Source organism: Rhodococcus sp. NPDC004095 (assembly GCF_053604015.1).
The window spans coordinates 13,665-32,465 of the sequence record NZ_JBSGGS010000022.1 but is presented as its reverse complement, the minus strand read 5'-3'; the positions used below and the strand labels follow the sequence as shown (position 1 = coordinate 32,465).

Sequence of the window (18,801 nt, the reverse complement as noted above, 5' to 3'; positions counted from 1 at the left end):
TGGGAAGAACGGATTCACCGAAGAGTGGACGCAGAAGATCGGAGCCGGCGGTGACCACGGACATCGACTCGGCGGGCGCGACCGCCGCCGTCAGGACACATCGGGAGGGCGCCCTGCTCGACGTCGTCCTCGACCGCCCCCGAGCGCGCAACGCACTCAGCCACGCGATGATCGACGACCTCGTCCGCACTCTCACCGACGCGGCCTCCGACGACACCCTGCGCGCGATCCACATCCGTGGCGCCGCCGAGAACTTCTGCGCCGGCGCGGACTGGGTCGACACCAATTCGCGCTCCGGCGACAACCCGGAAGCCGTCCGCCCTCGCGCCGGAAATCTCGTCCGGCGCGTTCCCCACGGCGCGCATCGCGTCATCGAACTCGTCCACACCATCGCACTGCCCGTCGTCTGCAGCGTCCGAGGCTGGGCCGTCGGACTCGGCTGCAACCTCGCCCTCGCCGCGGATTTCACCCTCGCCGCCGACGACGCCGTCTTCTGGGAACCCTTCCTGAGCCGCGGATTCAGCCCCGACTCCGGGTCCACCTGGCTGCTGCCCCGCCTCGTCGGACTTGCCCGGGCGCGCAGGATGCTCCTCCTTGGAGAGAAGGTCAGCGGCACCCGGGCCGCGGACTGGGGCCTCGTCCACGACAGCGTGCCCGCGGCCGATCTCGACCGGGCCGTGGAGGACCTGCTGCACCGGCTGACCACCGGGCCGACCGTCGCACTCGGCTTCGCGAAGCAGGCACTCGCGCACGCTCAGCACGCCACGCTGGAGCAGGCGATGACCCAGGAGCTCTACAACCTCGAACTCGCTTGTCGCACCGGCGATTTCAAGGAGGGACTGGCTGCGTTCACGCATCGCCGCAACCCCGCCTTCGAGGGCCGATGAACAACGCTGAGACAACCCGCACCGCGACGACCCGAACCGCGACAAGCCGCACCGAGAGGACCCGCATGTCGTACGACACGATCAAGTACGAAGTCGACGGCCACACCGCGACCATCACGCTCAACCGCCCCGACGCGCTGAACGCCCTGAGCCCTCACATGATCACCGAACTACGCGCCGCGTACGCCGAAGTCGAGAACGACGACAAGGTGTGGCTGCTCATCGTCACCGGCAGCGGCCGGGCATTCTGCACCGGCGCCGACGTCAAGGAGATCCCCGGTGACGGCAAGGTGATCAACGAGAAGCCCTACCTGTCCACCTACGAGCAGTGGGAGGCACCCCAGGAAGGCACTCCCCCGTTCCGCACGATGGCGAAACCCGTGATCACCGCGGTCAACGGACTCTGCTGCGGCGCCGGACTCGACTGGGTGACCACCGGCGACATCGTGATCGCATCGGCGAACGCCACATTCTTCGACCCCCACGTCTCGATCGGGTTGGTCGCCGGCCGTGAAGTGGTGCGTCTGGCCCGCGTGCTCCCCCGCTCCGTCGCGCTGAGAATGGCGCTGATGGGCAAGCACGAGCGCATGCCGGCCCAGCGGGCGCGCGAACTGGGGATGATCAGCGAGGTCGTCGAACCCGACCGTCTGCTCGAACGCGCACACGAAATCGCCGACATCGTCAACTCCAACGCACCCCTCGCGGTCCGTGGAACCCGGCTCGCCATCCTCAAGGGACTCGACCTGCCCCTGCACGAAGCCGAGATGCTCGCCGAATCCTTCCGCGAACGAGTGACCCGAACCGAGGACGCACTCGAAGGCCCCCGCGCCTTCGTCGAGAAGCGCGCACCGGATTGGCAGTGCAGATGACCGGCTCGCCGGAAGGGCAGATGACCGGCTCGCCGGAAGGGCAGACGACCGGCTCGCCGGAAGGGCAGACGACCGGCTCGCCGGGAGGGCGGACGTCCGCCCTGCGGACCGATTGGGAGACGCTCCTGGTCGAGGTGGACGCGGCGACCCACGTCGCCACCGTCACCCTCAACCGCCCGGACCGCCTCAACGCGTTCGACCGGACCATGTGCGAGGAGATGGCCCGGATGTGGCAGGACGTCAAGCTCGACGATCGCGTCCACGCCGTGGTGCTGCGCGCAGCGGGCGACCGGGCATTCAGCGCGGGCCTCGACGTCAAGTCCAGCTACGGACAGCCCGACAACATCTGGAGCCACGGGGATCCGGGCGAACTGCTCAGCCCGAAATGGCAGAAGATGTGGAAACCGGTCGTGTGCGCCGTCCAGGGCATGTGCACCGCCGGCGCGTTCTACTTCGTCAACGAGGCCGACGTCGTCATCTGCGGGGCCGACGCGACGTTCTTCGACTCGCACGTCTCGGCCGGCCTCGTCTCCGCACTGGAACCGATCGGCCTGATGCGCCGCGTCGGACTGGGCGAGACACTGCGAATCGCGTTGATGGGCAACGACGAACGTGTCTGCGCCGACACCGCGCTCCGCATCGGACTCGTCTCGGAGGTCGTCCCCGCCGCCGACCTCTGGGCCCGCGCCCACGAGATCGCCGCGACGATCGCCGCCAAACCACCGGCCGCCACCCAGGGAACGGTCAAGGCCATCTGGGAGTCGCTGGACAAGCCCTACCGTGCGGCGCTCGACCACGGCCTGATCTACACCCGCCTGGGCAATCCGATCGGCACCGCGCAGCTCGCGCAGCAGCGAGCCCGCTCGGGGAACCACGGCCGGACCGCCCCGAGAATTCGATAGGAACGGCAGCGACCACGATGAATGCCCCCGCCACCACACCGGATCACGTCCTCTCGCGTCGCATCGCCGACGTCCTCCGGATCGAACTCGACTCCGCAGCGATCGAATACGACGGCGCCTGGTGCACCTGGCGGCAACTCTCCGACTGTGCCGAGCGCATCCGGGAGACCGTCGGCCGGATCGCTCCCGGCCGGGCACCGAGGGTCGGGATCCTGCTGCGCAACCGGCCCGTCCACGTCGCCGCACTGCTCGGAGTCCTGCTCGGCGGCGGCTGCGTCGTGGTGGTCAATCCGTCCCGCGGCGACGACCGGACCCGCGCCGACCTGCGCGCCCTGGCCCTGCCCGTCGTTCTCGGCGAAGCCGACGACCTGGCCACATTCGTCGCCCCCGATGTCACCACCGTGTCCGTCACCGACCTGAGCGAGGCCCCCGTCGTGCACCCTGCGACCGGCACGGTCCCGGCCCCTGCCACGCAGAGCGGTTCCGGCAGGGTCGATTCCCCCGAGAGTGATCCGAAGGTGGCCGTCCTGATGCTCACCAGCGGCACCACCGGGCCGCCGAAGCGGGTCGCCCTGACCTACGACATGCTCACCCGGAGCGTTCTCGGACCCGAACCGGGCCGCTGCCCGGAGAAGCTCAGCAGTGGCGTCGGGATCGTCAACGCACCCCTGGTCCACATCGGCGGCGTGTTCCGGGTGCTGCAGTGCATCGTGGCCGCACGACCGTTCGTGCTGCTCCCCCGTTTCGAGATCCGGGCCTGGGCGGACGCGGTGCGGCGGTACCGTCCACGCGCGGTGTCGCTGGTCCCCGCCGCAGTGCGCAGCATCCTGCACTCCGATCTCACCCGCGAGGATCTCGACGGCATCACCGTCGTCACCTCGGGCACCGCACCGCTGTCCGCCGACGACGCCGACGCGTTCACCGAGCGGTTCGGGATCCCCGTCCTCACCTCGTACGCCGCAACCGAGTTCGGGGGCGGCGTCGCCGGCTGGACCCTGCCCGACCACCGACGCCACTGGGCCACCAAGCGGGGCAGCGTGGGCCGCGCCCAGCCCGGATCCCGGCTGCGGGTCGTCGACGAGGGCGGCAACGAACTGCCGACCGGCGAGGTGGGACTGCTCGAGGTCAAGCCGGGTCAGCTCGGCGCCGACGCCGACTGGATCCACACCACCGACCTCGCCCGCCTCGACGGAGACGGATTCCTCTGGATCGTCGGGCGGGCGGATCAGGCCGTCATCCGCGGCGGATTCAAGGTGCTTCCCGAGGACGTCCGCGCCGCACTGGAATCCCACCCCGACGTTCTCGGCGCCGCCGTCATCGGCCGCCGTCACGACCGGCTCGGCGAGGTGCCGGTCGCGATGGTCGAACTGAGCGCCGGCGGGACCGCCGACGCGACGGCGCTGACCACGTATCTGTCGGCACGACTGGCCCGCTACGAGATCCCCACCGAGATCGCCGTGGTCCCGGCGCTGCCCCGAACCCCTTCCGGGAAGGCCGATCTGGCCGCCGTCCGTGCCCACTTCGACAGCCTTGCCGATCACGACCCCGGGGTGGGCGATGTCCGCTGACGAACAGCCGACGGCGACGCCTGCGACCGGGCCCCGTGACCGGGAGACCCCCGACGCGCGAGCAGCCCGTGCCCTGATCGCGCTCGGCGCGGGCAAGGGCACCCGCGTCGGCATTCACGGCGGAGCCCGGTTCGCCGAGTGGGCGCCGGCGGCGCTGCGGGTCGGTGCCGTCGTCGTTCCGCTGCCCGACCCCGCCGACGACGCCGGCGGCACCGAGACCCGCCGCCGCCTCTCCGACGCCGAGGTGGAGATCGTGCTCGGTCCGCCCGACGACGCTCCGGCACCGGGGACCGACCTGCCGCACCTGCGACACGTGATCGGCACCGGCGAGGTCGAGGGGTTCCTGCGGCGAGGGAACACGATCTCGATGGATCTGGTGGAGGCGGTGGAGGCCGACGTCGCGGACGACGACCTGGTCGCGGTCCTGTACGGACCCGACCGCCACGCCCCGGGCGCGCTGCACACCCGTGCGGGAGTGGCCGACGGGCGGTCCGCCGAGCACCTCGTCGAACGCCTGCGCAGGTTCTGCGCACACAAGGACGGCGGCCCGGGGCACGCCGAGACCGCGGGCGCGACGGCGGCGGGCACGGAAACCAGGATCGTCGACCCCGACACCGGGGACGACACCGCCCCGGGGTCGGTCGGCGAACTCTGCGTCCGCGGCACCGGGGTGATGCTGCGCCACGTCGGGCACAGCCGCGAACAGTGTTTCGACCCGGACGGCTGGTGGCACAGCCCGGACCTGGTGCAGAGGTCCGCCGGGGCCACGGTGGCCGACGTACCGACCGTGACGGGACGCCGCGATCGACCGCGCTGCCGCCACGGCCGCACCGCCGGGGTCACGGTGCCTGCGCTGCTCCGCAGCCACAGCGCCGCGCATCCGGACCGGCCGATGGTCATCGACACCCGGGACCGGCTGAGCTACCGCGAACTCGACGCGGCGACGCACACCGTCGCGGCGACCCTCGTCCAACACGGCATCGGCAAGGGCACCCGAGTGGGCGTGCTGATGCCGAACAGCACCCGCTGGCTCACGATCGTCCTGGCGCTGGCCCGGATCGGCGCGGTCGCGGTCCCGCTCAGTACGCTGCTCACTCCCCGCGAACTGCGCGCGCAACTGGCCACCGCCTCGGTGCGGTTCCTGGTGGCGGTCGAGGAGTTCCGCGGACGCCGGCACCTGGAGGGCCTCGCCGCCGAACTCGGCTCGGCGCTGCCGACCGGCAAGGAGCCGCTGCTGAACCCGGCGCTCCCCGCGCTGCGCGGGGTGTGGACACCGGAGTACCTCGCGCTGCACCGGCCGGCCCCCGAGGCGCTGGCCCTCGTCGATTCGCTGTCCGACCGGGTCACCGCCGCCGACGACCTGGTCGTCATCTTCACCTCCGGAAGCAGTGGGAGCCCCAAGGGCGTGATCCACTCCCACGGCAGCGCCCTCGCAGCGGTGATCGCCACCCTCGCGGACCGGTGCATCGGACCGGACACCCGCCTGTACCTGCCGATGCCGTTCTTCTGGGTCGGCGGATTCGGGGCGGGCATCCTGTCCGCGCTGGCCGCCGGGGCGACACTGGTCACCGAGGAGATCCCGAGCCCGGAATCGACCCTGAAACTTCTCGAACGCGAACGCGTCACCCTGTTCCGGGGCTGGCCGGACCAGGCGCAGGCGTTGGCCGCGGAGGGCGCGCACGCCGACCTGTCGTCACTGCGGCCGGGCAGCCTCGAGGCGCTGCTGCCTGCCGAGTTGCGGTCCGCGCCCGGTGCCCGGGCGAACCTGTTCGGGATGACGGAGTCCTTCGGCCCGTACAGCGGCCACGCGGCCGACACCGACATGCCCCGGACCGCGTGGGGCAGCTGTGGCCGGCCGTTCGACGGTGTCGAGCTGCGGATCGTCGACACTCGCACAGGCGAGACCGCGCCGGTGGGCACCGTCGGCGAGATCCGGCTGCGCGGCACCCATCTGCTCCGCGGAATCTGCCGGCGCCGCCGGGAGGACGTGTTCACCCCCGACGGGTTCTACCGCACCGGCGACCTCGGCCGGGTCGACGAGGACGGATTCCTCTTCTACCAGGGCCGTTCGGACGACATGTTCAAGGTGAGCGGCGCGACGGTGTACCCGAGCGAGGTGCAGGCCGCGCTGCGCACGCTGCCCGGCGTCCACGCCGCCTTCGTCACCAGCCTGCCCGGACCTGCCGGCGACCGGGTCGCCGCCGCGGTCGTCGGAGATCCGGAGCTGACGCCCGAGACGCTCCGGCGGGGTGCGCGTGCCCTCCTGTCCGCGTTCAAGGTCCCCTCGGTGTGGCGGATCGTCCACGACGATGCCGACATCCCCCGCGGCGCCACCGGGAAGGTCGACCCGTCCCGGCTGCGCGAGCTCCTCGCCGACACCGGCGACAACCCTCGTCCCCACACCGGATCTCCGCTCGCGGCGACGGTACCCGCAGGCACTGCAACGAAAGTCGAGGTGAACCCGTGAAGACGAAGGGCGCACTCATCCACGGCGCCAACCAGCCGTGGTCGATCGAGGAGATCGAGATCGGCGAACCCCGCCGCGGCGAGGTCCTGGTCCGCATGGAGGCAGCCGGGCTCTGTCACTCCGACCACCACCTGGTCACCGGGGACGTCGAGATGGCGGGCTTCCCGGTCCTCGGCGGTCACGAGGGCGCCGGCGTGGTCGTCGAGGTCGGCGACGGCGTGGACGACCTGACGGTCGGCGACCACGTCGTGATGTCGTTCATCCCGTCGTGCGGCAGGTGCCCGTCCTGCCAGTCCGGCAACCGGAACCTGTGCGACATGGGCGCGAACCTGCTCGCCGGGGCGTCGGTGTCCGACGGCTCCTTCCGGATCACCTCCGCGGGCCGGAACGTGTACCCGATGTCGCTGCTGGGCACCTTCGCCCCGTACGCGGTGGTTCACCAGACCTCGGTGGTCCGCATCGACCCGACGATCCCGTTCGAGGTCGCCTGCCTGGTCGGCTGCGGGGTCACCACCGGTTACGGCTCCGCCGTGCACACGGCCCGGGTCCGGCCCGGGGACGACGTCGCGGTCGTCGGGGTGGGCGGCGTGGGGACCGCGGCACTGCAGGGCGCGGTGATCTCCGGTGCCCGCAGGGTCTTCGCGGTGGACCCGGTGGAGTGGAAGCGCGAGCAGGCGGCGAAGTTCGGGGCCGACGAGGTGTTCGCGGATCTGGACGCCGCGCTGGCCGGGGTGACCGCGGCCACCGAGGGGCGCATGTGCCGGAAGGTGATCGTCACCGTCGGCCGGTGCGACGGACGCGATGTGGAGAGCTGGCTGCGGCTGACCGCGAAGAACGGCACCTGCGTGGTGGCCGGCATGGGCAGCGTCACCGCCACCGACGCTTCGCTCAACCTGTCCACCCTGACCCTGCAGCAGAAGAAGCTGCAGGGCAGCATCTTCGGCGGCGGCAACCCGCATCTCGACATCCCCGAGGTGCTCGCGCTGTACAAGCTCGGCGATCTTCGGATCGACGACATGGTCACCCGCGAGTATCGGCTCGACCAGATCAACGACGGCTACCGGGACATGCTCGAGGGCCGAAACATCCGCGGAGTCGTCCGGTTCACCGACGAGGATCGGTGACCGGCCGCCACGGTGGGCGCGCGGGTTCCCGGAATCCCGCCGCCCCGGAAGCCGAACACACTTCGCGCACAATCCGATACGAGACGAACGAGGGTGCCCGGCAGGCGGGCGGCCGCGGTTCGGAAGGGAAACGGCACGATGGGTGATCGACTCGCAGGCAAGGTTGCCTTCATCACCGGCGCCGCACGCGGCCAGGGTCGTGCCCACGCGGTCCGGATGTCCACCGAGGGCGCCGACATCATCGCCGTCGACGTGGCAGGCAAACTGCCCGACTGCGTGCCCTACGACTCGGCCACACCGGACGACCTCGCCGAGACGGTGCGGCTGGTCGAGGCCAACGGCGGGCGGGCGATCTCCGCGCCCGTCGACACCCGGGACCTGGACGGCCTGCGTGAGGCCGTGGACGCCGCGGTGTCCGAGCTCGGGCGGCTGGACGTGATCGTCGCGAACGCCGGGATCGCATCCCCGCAGCCGTGGGACGAGATCACCCCGGAGGCGTTCCGGGACGTGATGGAGGTCAACGTCACCGGCACCTGGAACACCGTGATGGCCGGCGCCCGTCACATCGTCGACGGCGCGCGCGGCGGCTCGATCATCCTGATCAGCTCTGCCGCCGGCGTGAAGATGCAGCCGTTCATGGTGCACTACACCGCCAGCAAGCACGCGGTCACCGGCCTGGCCCGCGGGTTCGCCGCCGAACTGGGCAAGCACTCCATCCGCGTCAACAGCGTCCACCCCGGTCCGGTGAACACCCCGATGGGCAGCGGGGACATGGTCACCGCGGTCGGGCACGCCACCGAGAGCAATCCGCAGCTCGCGCACATGCTCACCCCGTTCCTGCCGGTCTGGATCGCCGAACCGGAGGACATCGCCGACACCGTGCTCTGGCTGGCGTCCGACGAGTCGAAGAACGTGACCGCCGCCCAGATCTCGGTCGACCAGGGATCCACGCAGTATTGACGAGAGGTCCGCCGCATCATGGTCCAGCAGCACGCCGAGCCGGACGACGGCGCCCGGTTCGCCGCCGAACTCGCCGACCACCTGGCCGGATACGGGCATCGCCCGTTCATCGAGTTCGAGCACCGTTGGTATTCCGGCGACGAGGTCGCGGCCCGGATCGACAACCTCGCGGCGGCACTGGACCGCGCCGGGGTACCGCCGGACGCACCGATCGCATTGGTGGCACGCAACCGGCTTCCGCACGCGGCGGCGGCGCTCGGCCTGGTCGCCGCCCGCCGCCCGCTGGCGATGGTCTACTCGTACCAGTCCCCGGCGTCGATCGCCCGGGACATCGAGACCCTGCGGGCGGCCGCGGTCGTCGCCGACCGAACCGACTGGACCGAACCGGCACTCGAGGCGCGCCACCGCGCCGGAAGCGCAGCGCTGGCGCTGACGACGGACTCGCCCGACCCGCGAGTGCTGGCGCCGTACCGACCCGGGGATGCGCAGCACACCGACTCGGAAGCCGTTGCCGGCCTGCACATCCTGACCAGCGGTACCACCGGACCACCTCGGCGCATGCCGTTGCGGACCGCGGTCCTGCAGCACACCGTGCTCACCATGACCGGCGGACTCACGGCCTCACCGGACGATCCCCCGGAACTGGTGTTCTGGCCGTTCGGCAGCATCGGCATCTGCCAACTGCTCGCGGCGCCGTTCCAGGACAAGCGGATGGTCCTGCTGGAGAAGTTCACGGTCGACGAGTGGGTGCGCGCCGTCAAGACGTACCGGATCCGGCGAACCGGCGTGCAACCTGCGATCCTGCGGATGCTGCTCGACGCGGACGTCCCACGCGAGGACCTCGCGTCCCTCGAGTCGCTGCCCGGCGGCTCCGGCCCCCTCGACCCACAGCTGCGTCGCCAATTCGAGGACCGGTACGGCATTCCGCTGTTGTGGGCCTACGGGGCCACGGAGTTCGCGGGTTCGGTGTGCGCCTGGACCCCCGAGCTGCACCGGCAGTTCGGAAAGAGCAAGCCCGACAGCGTCGGTCGACCGTTGCCCGGCGTGCAGGTCCGGATCGTCGATCCCGAGACCGGCGCGCAGCTGGGCGTCGGCGCCCGCGGCGTGCTGGAGGGCCGGGTCGAGGTCATCGGACCGGAATGGATCCGCACCACCGACCTGGCGTCGATCGACGCCGACGGGTTCGTGACGCTGCACGGACGGGGCGACGGCGCGATCAATCGCGGCGGTTTCAAGGTGATCCCCGAACGCGTCCGCGCCGTGCTGCTCGGACACCCCGCGGTTCTGGACGCGTGCGTCGTCGGTGTTCCCGATCGCAGGCTCGGGCAGGTGCCGTTCGCCGCCGTCGAACTCCGCCGTGGGGCACCGGCACCCACCGAGGGTGATCTGCTCGGCCTGGTCCGCGACGCCCTGCCCAGCCACCACGTGCCGGTGGCGGTCGCGATCGTCGACGGCCTGCCACGCAATGCCGCGATGAAGGTGACCGTGCCGGAGGTCGCGGCCCTCTACTGCACCTGAGCCGGGACCGGGGTCATTCCTCCGGTTTCGCCACGTACTCGCGTGCACCAGTGCAAATATTGCCCGGGTGAATGATTCTCGGACCACGCTGCGCGCCCGTCACCGAGCACGGACCGCCCTGGAACTGCATGCGGCCGCGATGTCCCTGGCGCGCGAACACGGTCTGCCTGCCGCGACGATCGACGCGATCACCGATCGGGCGGGCGTGTCGCGGCGCACGTTCTTCAACTATTTCGCGTCGAAGGAGGACGCGATCCTGGGCACCTCGGCGCCGTCGGCACCCGAGGACGCGCTGTCGCGCTACTTCGACTCGGGCGACGGGGACCGGTTCACCCGCACCATGCGCCTGATCGTCGCGGTCGTGCAGTCCACGTTCGGCCCCACCTCGGCCACGGACGTGCCGGCCCTCGTCCGTGAGTTCCCGGTACTGCGCGAGCGCCTGTCCGAGCACGTCTCGGCCGCCGAGAAACTGGTCGGCGCCGCGCTCGACGAGCACGCCGCCGGTGGAGCGGGCGGGGCTGGAGGCCACCGGTCCGCGGAATCCACCCGGGCACTGGTGATGCTGGCGGGCACCGTGCTCCGGTTCGCCTACACCCGCGACCCGAGCGCGCTGAACTCCGCGCACTCCGATGCGCTCGAGTCCGCAATCTCCGTGTTCCGCAACGCAATCGAGGAGATCTCGTGACCACCGTGAAGACCGACGGACCGGACACCACGGACAGCACCACCGGATCGGGCAGCATCACGCTGCTCTTCGCCGGACTGATGGTGACGATGCTGCTGGCGTCACTGAACCAGACCGTCCTGTCCACCGCGCTTCCCACCATCGTGGGTGAGCTGAACGGCGTGGACCACATGACCTGGGTGATCACCGGCTACATCCTGGCGAGCACCATCATGATGCCCGTCTACGGCCGCATCAGCGACCTCCTGGGCCGAAAGCCGGTGCTGATCTTCGCCATCGGAACCTTCGTCGCCGGATCGGTGGTCGGCGCGCTCGCCGGTGACATCGAATGGCTCATCGCCGGCCGCGTCGTCCAGGGCATCGGCGGCGGCGGGTTGATGATCCTCTCGCAGGCCGCGATCGCGGACGTGGTGCCCGCCCGCAGCCGCGGCAAGTACATGGGCGTGATGGGCGCCGTCTTCGCCGTCTCCTCCGTCGCCGGGCCGCTGCTCGGCGGATGGCTGACCGAGGGGCCGGGCTGGCGATGGGCGTTCTGGATCAACGTGCCACTCGGCGCCCTCGCGGTGCTGGCGACCGTGCTGTTCCTGCGACTGCCGAAGGTCCACCGCGAGCACCGCCCGAGCATCGACTACCCCGGCATGGCCCTGGTCGCGGGCGCGACCACCGCGATCGTGCTGGTCTGCACCTGGGGCGGCAACCAGTACGAGTGGGGTTCGGCCACGATCATCGGCCTGATCGTCGCGGCGGTCGTGCTCGCGGTCGCATTCGTGTTCACCGAACTCCGGGTCGCGAACCCGGTGATCCCGATGTCGCTGTTCGCGGACCGGAACTTCGTCCTCACCGTCGTCGCCGCACTCATGTTCGGCATCGCCATGTTCGGTGTCATCGGCTACATGCCCACCTACATCCAGATGGTCTCCGGTGTCGACGCCGCCCAGGCCGGCCTGCTGATGATGCCCATGATGGGGTCGTTGCTGGTCGCCTCGACCGCCTCGGGCGCGCTGGTCACGCGGACCGGTCGGTACAAGATGTTCCCGATCGCCGGCGCCGCCGCCATGGGCGTCGGGCTCGCCCTGCTGTCCACCCTCCACATCGACAGCCCGCTGCCCCTGCTGTGCCTGTACCTGGGCGTCTTCGGCTTCGGTCTCGGTCTGAGCCTGCAGATCCTGACCCTGATCGTGCAGAACTCGTTCCCCGGCAGCATCGTCGGCACCGCGACCGCGTCGATCAACTACTTCCGCCAGGTCGGCGCCACCGTCGGCTCGGCGATCGTGGGGTCGATCTTCGGGGCCCGTCTCACCGACCTGCTCGGCGACCGGTTGCCGGGCCCGGGCGAGGCCGGCGCCGGGGACCTGAACTCGCTGACCCCGGCCACGGTCAACGCGCTGCCCGACACCGTGCGGGTCCCGGTGCTGGAGTCCTACAACGAGGCGCTGCTGCCGATCTACGGATACATGGTGCCGCTGGCCGTCGTCGCCCTGGTCGCACTTGTGTGCCTGGTCGAGAAGCCGTTGGCGACCACGGTCGACCGCGACGTCCCCGATTCGGACGCCACCGCGGCCGAAAGCTGACCGGTCACCGGGCGTGCCGTGAGTGGCCCACGTCAGTACACACGAGAAAGGCCCCGGCGAGATGTCTCGCCGGGGCCTTTCGTCTGTCGGGCTGACAGGATTTGAACCTGCGACCACCTGACCCCCAGTCAGGTGCGCTACCAAGCTGCGCCACAGCCCGTCCACGTCCTTGCGGGCGCTTGAGAAGATTACAACAGTGACACTCCCAACCGCGAATCGGCTGGTCAGCGCGTCACGATTACCGCCGGAGGCGGTGGGGCGTCACGATCTACGCCCGTGCGGTGGCGCGCCCTCGGTGACCGAGGGCGCGCCGCCCGCCCGCGTCTAGCGCTTCTTGCGGTCCCGCTTCTCCCGCACCCGCACGGAGATCCGCACCGGGCTGCCGTCGAAGCCGAACTCCTCACGCAGCCGGCGTTCGAGGAACCGGCGGTAGCCGGCCTCGAGGAATCCGGTGGTGAACAGCACGAACGTCGGCGGCCGGGTGCCCGCCTGCGTGGCGAACATGACCCGGGGCAGGCGTCCACCGCGCATCGGCGGCGGGGTCGCGGCGACGACCTCCTTGAGCCAGGTGTTGAGGCGACCCGTCGGTACCCGCTTGTCCCACGACTCCAGTGCCGTCTCCAGCGCGGGAACGAGCTTCTGGACGGCCCGGCCGGTGTGGGCGGAGATGTTGACGCGCTGCGCCCACGGCACCCGCACCAGTTCCCGGTCGATCTCCTTCTCCAGCATCAACCGGCGGTCCTCGTCGACGAGGTCCCACTTGTTGAACGCCAGGACCAGCGCGCGGCCGGTCTCGGCGACCATCGACAGCACCCGCAGGTCCTGCTCGGTGATCGGCAGCGACGCGTCGATCAGCAGGATCGCGACCTCGGCGGCCTCGATCGCCGACTTGGTGCGCAGCGAGGCGTAGAACTCGTGCCCGCTGGCGTGGCTGACCTTGCGGCGCAGCCCGGCGGTGTCGACGAAACGCCACACCTTCCCGCCGAGCTCGACGAGCGAGTCGACCGGGTCGACGGTGGTGCCCGCGACGTCGTGCACGACGGACCGTTCGTCGCCGGACAGCTTGTTGATCAGGCTCGACTTGCCGACGTTCGGCTTGCCGACCAGCGCGACCCGGCGCGGGCCCTGCCCGCCGGTGCCCTCGCGCGGCGTCTCCGGCAGCACGGCGAGCACCTCGTCGAGCAGGTCGCCGGTCCCGCGGCCGTGGATGGCGCTGACCGGGTACGGCTGCCCCAGCCCGAGCGACCACAGCGCGGCCGCCTCGGCCTCTGTACGTTCGTCGTCAACCTTGTTGGCCACCAACAGAACCGGCGTCTTGGATCGGCGCAGCACCCTGGCGACCGCCTCGTCGGTTGCGGTCGCGCCCACCACCGCGTCCACCACCAGGATGATGGCGTCCGCGGTCTGCATGGCCAGTTCGGCCTGCCGTGCGACGGACTGCTGCAGCCCCTTCGCGTCCGGTTCCCAACCACCGGTGTCCTGAACCATGAATCGGCGTCCGGCCCAGTTCGCGTCGTAGGAGACGCGGTCCCGGGTGACACCGGGGATGTCCTCCACGACGGCCTCACGGCGGCCGATGATCCGGTTCACCAGGGTGGACTTGCCGACGTTGGGTCGGCCGACGATCGCCAGCGTCGGGACGGCGACGTGTTCCTCGCCCTCCTCCTCGCCGATGAAGTCGGCCATCTCCCAGTCGGTTTCCTCGTTCCAGGTGCCGTCGCCGGAATACGCGTCCCCGCCGAATTCGAATGCGTCGCTCACTGCACCACTCCAGTCCTGTCGCGGACCACCAGCAGCAGCCGGCCGATCACGTCGTCGATTCCGATCTCGCTGGTGTCCACGATCACCGAGTCCTCGGCGGGCCGCAGCGGGGACACCGCGCGGGTCGAGTCCAGGTGGTCGCGACGCTGCACGTCCGCGAGCACGGCCTTGTAGTCGTCGCCGCGGCCCTCCGCGACGTTCTGCGCGTTGCGCCGCAACGCGCGGGCCTCCGCGGAGGCGGTGAGGTAGATCTTCACGTCCGCGTCCGGCAACACGACGGTGCCGATGTCACGGCCCTCCACCACGATCCGTGGGTGCTGCGCGATGAACGCGCGCTGCTTGTCGACGAGCAGGTCCCGCACCCGGGGCACCGCGGACACCGCGGACACGGCCCCGGTGACGGCGCCGCCGCGGATCTCGTCGGTGACGTCCTCGCCGGCGAGCAGCACCCGGTCCGATGCGGGGTCGGTGCCGATCGACAGGTCGAGCGCCTCGGTGGCGGCGGCAACGGCGTCCGGGTCGTCGACGTCGACGCCCGACCGCAGCACGTGCAGTGTCGCGATCCGGTACATCGCACCGGTGTCGAGGTACCGGGCGGCGAGGGCGTCGGCGAGCCGCCGGGACACGCTGGACTTGCCGGTACCGGACGGGCCGTCCATCGCCACCACCAGGGGCACGATCACGTCGTCGCTCACAGTCCGACCGCCTTGTACAGGCTGCCGACCTCGCCGCGGCCGAGCACCCGCAGGGTGCCGGGACGCCCGTCGCCGAGGGAGACGGCACCGATGTCGGTGCGGACCAGGCGCACCACCGGGTGCCCGACTGCGTCGAGGAGACGGCGCACGATGTGCTTGCGACCCTCGTGCAGCACGACCTTCACCAGCGACTGGCCGCCGTTGATGTCGAGGAGCGTGAACGAGTCGACCTTCGCGGGCCCGTCCTCGAGCTCGACGCCGGCCTTGAGCTTCTTGCCGAGGCTGCGGTCGACGACACCGTGGACGGTCGCGAGGTACGTCTTCGGCACCTCGAACGACGGGTGCATCAGCCGGTGCGCGAGGTCGCCGTCATTGGTCAGCAGGATCAGTCCCTCGGTGTCGGCGTCGAGCCGGCCGACGTGGAACAGTCGCTGCCCCGCGGACACCCGCTCGGAGACGATGTCGCCGATGCACGGCCGCCCCAGGTCGTCGGACATCGTCGACTGCCAGCCGCGCGGCTTGTTCAGCGCGATGTGCACCAGGTCCTTCTTGACGACGACGCGGATGCCGTCGACCCGGACCACCGCGTTCTCGGGGTCGACACGCAGTCCCTGCTCGACGACGATGCGGCCGTCGACCTCGACGCGGCCCTGCTCGATGAGTTCCTCGGCGGCGCGGCGCGAGGCGACGCCGGCCTGCGCGAGCACCTTCTGCAGCCGCACGCCCTCACCGGCGGGCAACTGCGTCGGCGCCACGCTCTCGGTGTGCTGGTGCCGGGCGGGTTTGGCGTTGCTGATCTTCGGGGTGACCGGCACCTGCTGGCGCTGCGGCTTGGCCTGCTTCGGCTTGCCCCGCTTGTTGGTCGCGCCTGCCCCTGCGCCCCGGGTTGCGGCTGCGGCCTGGCCGCGGTGCGGCTTCTTCGGACCGCCAGCACTGGTACGCGGGGCGTCCTTCTTGCCTGTCGTCTTACGGGCCGGGTTTCCCCTGCCCCTGTCCGGTGTGCCATCTCGGCGAGCGGATCTGTTCACTTTTCTTCCTGTCACTTCTTCTCGTTCGAGTGAACGGATGCGTTCACTCGATCAGATCGAATGAATGTTGTCGTTCATCGATCAGTTGTGCTCGTCGTCGACGCCGGTGTCGACGACGGGTTCGGTGTCCGTCCGCGCAGCTCGCAGCTTCGCGAATCGCGGGTCGGACTCCATGTCCTCGCTGATGTCGTCGATCACGTCGACATCGGGCAGCAACGGTGCCAACGGCGGCAGATCCGCCAGCGAAGCCAGCCCGAGCCGTTCGAGGAACAGCTCGGTCGTCACGTAGGTTGTCGCGTTCGTCCCGGGGTCCGTCCCGGCCTCAGCGATCAGTCCCCGGGCGATCAGGGTGCGCATGACGCCGTCGACGTTCACTCCGCGCACCGCGCTCACCCGTGCACGGGTCAAAGGTTGACGGTACGCAACAACCGCCAAGGTTTCCAACGCTGCACGTGTGAGCTTCGACCTGACCCCGTCGAGGAGCAGTCGTTCGACATACGGCGCGTACTCGTTGCGGGTGTAGTACCGCCAGCCGTCCCCGGCGTGGCGGAGGTCGATCCCGCTGCGGCGCGCGGTCAGGGCGGCCGACATCCGGCGGAGCATCTGCGCCACCCGCTTCGGAGGTTCGCCGACCGCGGTCGCCAGCGCCTCACCCGGCACGGGAGTGTCGATCACCAGCAGCATCGCCTCCAGCGCGGACTCGAGCTCGTCGTCGTCGAGCCTGTCCTCGGCCCCTTCCTCGACGTCCAGCCGGTCCGCGCCCTGCGGCGCCCCCAAGCCCTCCGGTGGCACCGCGTCCTGCTGGGTCACCGTGTCGTGCGGTGACCCCGCGTCCTGCGATGCCTCGGCGCCCTCGAGCTCACTCATCCGTAATCCTCCGCACTCACCAACGCCCGACCGTCGGTCGATCCTTCCCCGGTCCAGCTGACCCGCAGCTCCCCGAGCGGCTCGGGCTGGTCGAACGCCACGGCCCGCTGCCGGTACAGCTCGAGCAGCGCCAGGAATCGTGCCACGATCTGCACGGTCACCTCGCAATCGGCGACGAGCTCACCGAAACCCGACCACTCCCCCGGCCCGCGTTCCCGAAGCAGGTCCAGGAGCAGCGCCGCCTGTTCCGGCACCGACACCGTCGACGCGTGCAGGTGGTCGAGACCGACGGTCGGAACCGGCCGCGGGACGAACGCGGCGGCGGCGATGTCCGCGAACGCGGCCGCATCGACGCCGAGCAGCACCTCGGGCAGCAGCCCGACGTAGCGGTCCTCCAACGCGACCGAACGGGGGTAGCGGCGCAGCGCGACCGATTCGAGCTCGGCGAACAGTTGCGCGACCTGCTTGTACGCCCGGTACTGCAGCAGGCGCGCGAAGAGCAGGTCCCGGGCCTCGAGCAGGGCCAGGTCCTCGGGATCCTCGACCTCGCCGGACGGCAGGAGCCGCGCGGCCTTGAGGTCCAGCAGGGTTGCCGCGACGACCAGGAACTCGGTGGTCTGGTCGAGGCCCATGTCGGCGCCGAGTTCCCGCGTGTAGGCGATGAAGTCGTCGGTGACCTGGTGCAGCGCGACCTCGGTGACGTCGAGGCGACGCTGGCTGATCAGCGTCAGAAGGAGGTCGAACGGTCCCTCGAAATTGCGCAGCCGAACCCGGAATCCGCCGCTCTCGGCACCGTCCTCGGGCTCGGTCGCGGCGGTGGTTTCCGCGTCCATCTACCGACCGGACCTCGCGATCACCTCGCGCGCGAGCGCCCGATACGCTTGCGCACCACCAGATTTCGGAGCCCAGGTGGTGATCGGCTCACCGGCAACGCTGGTCTCCGGGAAGCGTACGGTGCGGTTGACGACGGTGTCGTAGACGAGGTCCCCGAACACCTCCACCACGCGGGTCATCACCTCGCGGGCGTGCAGGGTGCGCGCGTCGAACATGGTCACCACGATGCCCGACATCTGCAGGCGTGGGTTGAGCCGGTCGCGGACCTTCTCGACGGTGTCGTTGAGCAGCGCCAGCCCGCGGAGGCTGAAGTACTCGCACTCCATCGGAATGATCACGCCCTCCGCGCAGGCGAGCGCGTTGACGGTGAGCAGACCGAGGGAGGGCTGACAGTCGATGAGGATGTAGTCGTAGCGGTCGAGCACCGGGTAGAGCGCGCGGCCGAGCGTCTGTTCCCGACCGACCTCGGTGACCAGCTGGATCTCGGCGGCGGAGAGGTCGATGTTGCTGGGAAGCAGGTCCAGTCCGTCGACGCGCGTGCGCATCAGCACGTCGTCGATCGAGACCTTCCGGTCGACGAGCAGGTTGTGCACGGTGAGGTCGAGATCGTGGTGTGCGACGCCGAGGCCCGCCGACAGCGCACCCTGCGGGTCGAGGTCGACGAGCAGGACCCGGCGTCCGTACTCCGCGAGGGAGGCACCGAGGTTGATGGTCGAGGTGGTCTTGCCGACGCCACCCTTCTGGTTGCACATCGCGATGACCTTGGCGGGGCCGTGGGAGGCGAGGGGCTGCGGTTCGGGAACCTCCCTCAGGGGTCGGCCCGTCGGGCCCAGTTCCGGCTCACCGCCGGCGCCCGCAACGCTGTCCACGCCGGGTGTGCCCGACAGGTCCGGTTCCCGCGGAACCGGACGCGTTTCGGCGATGTCGTCGTGCGCCGTCGCCGAGGGCGGCTGAGGTGTCATCACAGTCCGATGGCCCCCTTCCTCGCTCGTGCATGCTCGCCACAGACGCTACCGTCTGGCCGCCCGAACCCCTCACGGACACGCGCGCCCAGCCCGGTCACGT

Annotated in this window: 16 protein-coding genes, 1 tRNA gene and 1 pseudogene; 11 read left to right on the top strand and 7 right to left on the bottom strand. The window is 70.5% G+C overall.

Translation table 11 applies throughout. From position 1 onward, the window contains the following. The first annotated feature begins 50 nt into the window (after positions 1 to 50). The 11 genes and pseudogenes from ACWEPG_RS27025 to ACWEPG_RS26975 all read left to right on the top strand — a co-directional run bounded on the left by ACWEPG_RS27025 (position 51) and on the right by ACWEPG_RS26975 (position 12,551). Positions 51 to 887 (top strand): enoyl-CoA hydratase/isomerase family protein, encoded by an 837-nt coding sequence (locus ACWEPG_RS27025; protein WP_452595759.1) that lies wholly within the window; start codon positions 51 to 53, stop codon positions 885 to 887. 65 nt (positions 888 to 952) lie between these two features. Then, a complete protein-coding gene (locus ACWEPG_RS27020; protein ID WP_452595758.1) occupies positions 953 to 1,756 on the top strand; it encodes an enoyl-CoA hydratase/isomerase family protein in 804 nt (267 codons plus the stop codon). A gap of 101 nt (positions 1,757 to 1,857) precedes the next feature. Then, positions 1,858 to 2,658: an enoyl-CoA hydratase/isomerase family protein gene (locus ACWEPG_RS27015; protein WP_452595777.1), complete on the top strand. Its 801-nt coding sequence runs from the start codon at positions 1,858 to 1,860 to the stop codon at positions 2,656 to 2,658. A gap of 17 nt (positions 2,659 to 2,675) precedes the next feature. Next, positions 2,676 to 4,226 (top strand): AMP-binding protein, encoded by a 1,551-nt coding sequence (locus tag ACWEPG_RS27010; RefSeq protein ID WP_452595757.1) that lies wholly within the window; start codon positions 2,676 to 2,678, stop codon positions 4,224 to 4,226. Next, positions 4,216 to 4,893 (top strand): annotated as a pseudogene (locus ACWEPG_RS27005) (hypothetical protein); the annotation flags it as partial. The gene ACWEPG_RS27010 and the pseudogene ACWEPG_RS27005, both read left to right, overlap by 11 nt. Before the next feature lie 120 nt (positions 4,894 to 5,013). Next, complete coding sequence (locus ACWEPG_RS27000; RefSeq protein ID WP_452595776.1) at positions 5,014 to 6,693, top strand: class I adenylate-forming enzyme family protein; 1,680 nt, start codon at positions 5,014 to 5,016, stop codon at positions 6,691 to 6,693. Further along, positions 6,690 to 7,817: an NDMA-dependent alcohol dehydrogenase gene (locus tag ACWEPG_RS26995; RefSeq protein WP_452595756.1), complete on the top strand. Its 1,128-nt coding sequence runs from the start codon at positions 6,690 to 6,692 to the stop codon at positions 7,815 to 7,817. The genes ACWEPG_RS27000 and ACWEPG_RS26995 overlap by 4 nt, the downstream gene beginning before the upstream one ends. Positions 7,818 to 7,955: 138 nt before the next feature. After that, positions 7,956 to 8,777: a mycofactocin-coupled SDR family oxidoreductase gene (locus ACWEPG_RS26990; RefSeq protein ID WP_452595755.1), complete on the top strand. Its 822-nt coding sequence runs from the start codon at positions 7,956 to 7,958 to the stop codon at positions 8,775 to 8,777. Positions 8,778 to 8,795: 18 nt separating this feature from the next. Beyond that, positions 8,796 to 10,295, top strand: coding sequence for a class I adenylate-forming enzyme family protein (locus tag ACWEPG_RS26985; protein WP_452595754.1), 1,500 nt, complete (start codon positions 8,796 to 8,798; stop codon positions 10,293 to 10,295). A gap of 67 nt (positions 10,296 to 10,362) precedes the next feature. Then, positions 10,363 to 10,980 (top strand): TetR/AcrR family transcriptional regulator, encoded by a 618-nt coding sequence (locus ACWEPG_RS26980; protein WP_450116308.1) that lies wholly within the window; start codon positions 10,363 to 10,365, stop codon positions 10,978 to 10,980. Next, positions 10,977 to 12,551, top strand: coding sequence for an MDR family MFS transporter (locus tag ACWEPG_RS26975; protein WP_450116307.1), 1,575 nt, complete (start codon positions 10,977 to 10,979; stop codon positions 12,549 to 12,551). The genes ACWEPG_RS26980 and ACWEPG_RS26975 overlap by 4 nt, the downstream gene beginning before the upstream one ends. A gap of 86 nt (positions 12,552 to 12,637) precedes the next feature. Here the strand turns inward: ACWEPG_RS26975 and ACWEPG_RS26970 are convergent. The 7 genes from ACWEPG_RS26970 to ACWEPG_RS26940 form a co-directional block, all read right to left on the bottom strand. After that, a tRNA-Pro gene (locus tag ACWEPG_RS26970) sits at positions 12,638 to 12,711 on the bottom strand. A 164-nt stretch (positions 12,712 to 12,875) separates the two neighbouring features. Beyond that, positions 12,876 to 14,312 (bottom strand): ribosome biogenesis GTPase Der, encoded by a 1,437-nt coding sequence (gene der / locus ACWEPG_RS26965; protein ID WP_450116306.1) that lies wholly within the window; start codon positions 14,310 to 14,312, stop codon positions 12,876 to 12,878. Beyond that, positions 14,309 to 14,971: a (d)CMP kinase gene (gene cmk, locus ACWEPG_RS26960; protein WP_450116339.1), complete on the bottom strand. Its 663-nt coding sequence runs from the start codon at positions 14,969 to 14,971 to the stop codon at positions 14,309 to 14,311. The genes der and cmk overlap by 4 nt, the downstream gene beginning before the upstream one ends. 32 nt (positions 14,972 to 15,003) lie before the next feature. Further along, positions 15,004 to 16,035: a pseudouridine synthase gene (locus tag ACWEPG_RS26955; protein ID WP_452595753.1), complete on the bottom strand. Its 1,032-nt coding sequence runs from the start codon at positions 16,033 to 16,035 to the stop codon at positions 15,004 to 15,006. An 81-nt stretch (positions 16,036 to 16,116) separates the two neighbouring features. Beyond that, positions 16,117 to 16,902, bottom strand: coding sequence for an SMC-Scp complex subunit ScpB (gene scpB, locus ACWEPG_RS26950; RefSeq protein WP_450116304.1), 786 nt, complete (start codon positions 16,900 to 16,902; stop codon positions 16,117 to 16,119). Next, positions 16,899 to 17,735, bottom strand: coding sequence for a segregation and condensation protein A (locus tag ACWEPG_RS26945; RefSeq protein ID WP_450116303.1), 837 nt, complete (start codon positions 17,733 to 17,735; stop codon positions 16,899 to 16,901). Before ACWEPG_RS26945 ends, scpB begins: the two co-directional genes overlap by 4 nt. Further along, entirely contained in the window at positions 17,736 to 18,701 is a 966-nt protein-coding gene (locus ACWEPG_RS26940; protein WP_450116302.1) for a ParA family protein, read from the bottom strand. Positions 18,702 to 18,801: the final 100 nt, after the last annotated feature.

Coding starts and splice junctions, on each gene's coding strand:
- ACWEPG_RS27020 (WP_452595758.1), top strand. CDS start 953: ATGTCGTACGACACGATCAAGTACGAAGTCGACGGCCACACCGCGACC.
- ACWEPG_RS27010 (WP_452595757.1), top strand. CDS start 2,676: ATGAATGCCCCCGCCACCACACCGGATCACGTCCTCTCGCGTCGCATC.
- ACWEPG_RS26990 (WP_452595755.1), top strand. CDS start 7,956: ATGGGTGATCGACTCGCAGGCAAGGTTGCCTTCATCACCGGCGCCGCA.
- ACWEPG_RS26985 (WP_452595754.1), top strand. CDS start 8,796: ATGGTCCAGCAGCACGCCGAGCCGGACGACGGCGCCCGGTTCGCCGCC.
- cmk (WP_450116339.1), bottom strand. CDS start 14,971: ATGGACGGCCCGTCCGGTACCGGCAAGTCCAGCGTGTCCCGGCGGCTC.
- scpB (WP_450116304.1), bottom strand. CDS start 16,902: ATGAGTGAGCTCGAGGGCGCCGAGGCATCGCAGGACGCGGGGTCACCG.
- ACWEPG_RS26945 (WP_450116303.1), bottom strand. CDS start 17,735: ATGGACGCGGAAACCACCGCCGCGACCGAGCCCGAGGACGGTGCCGAG.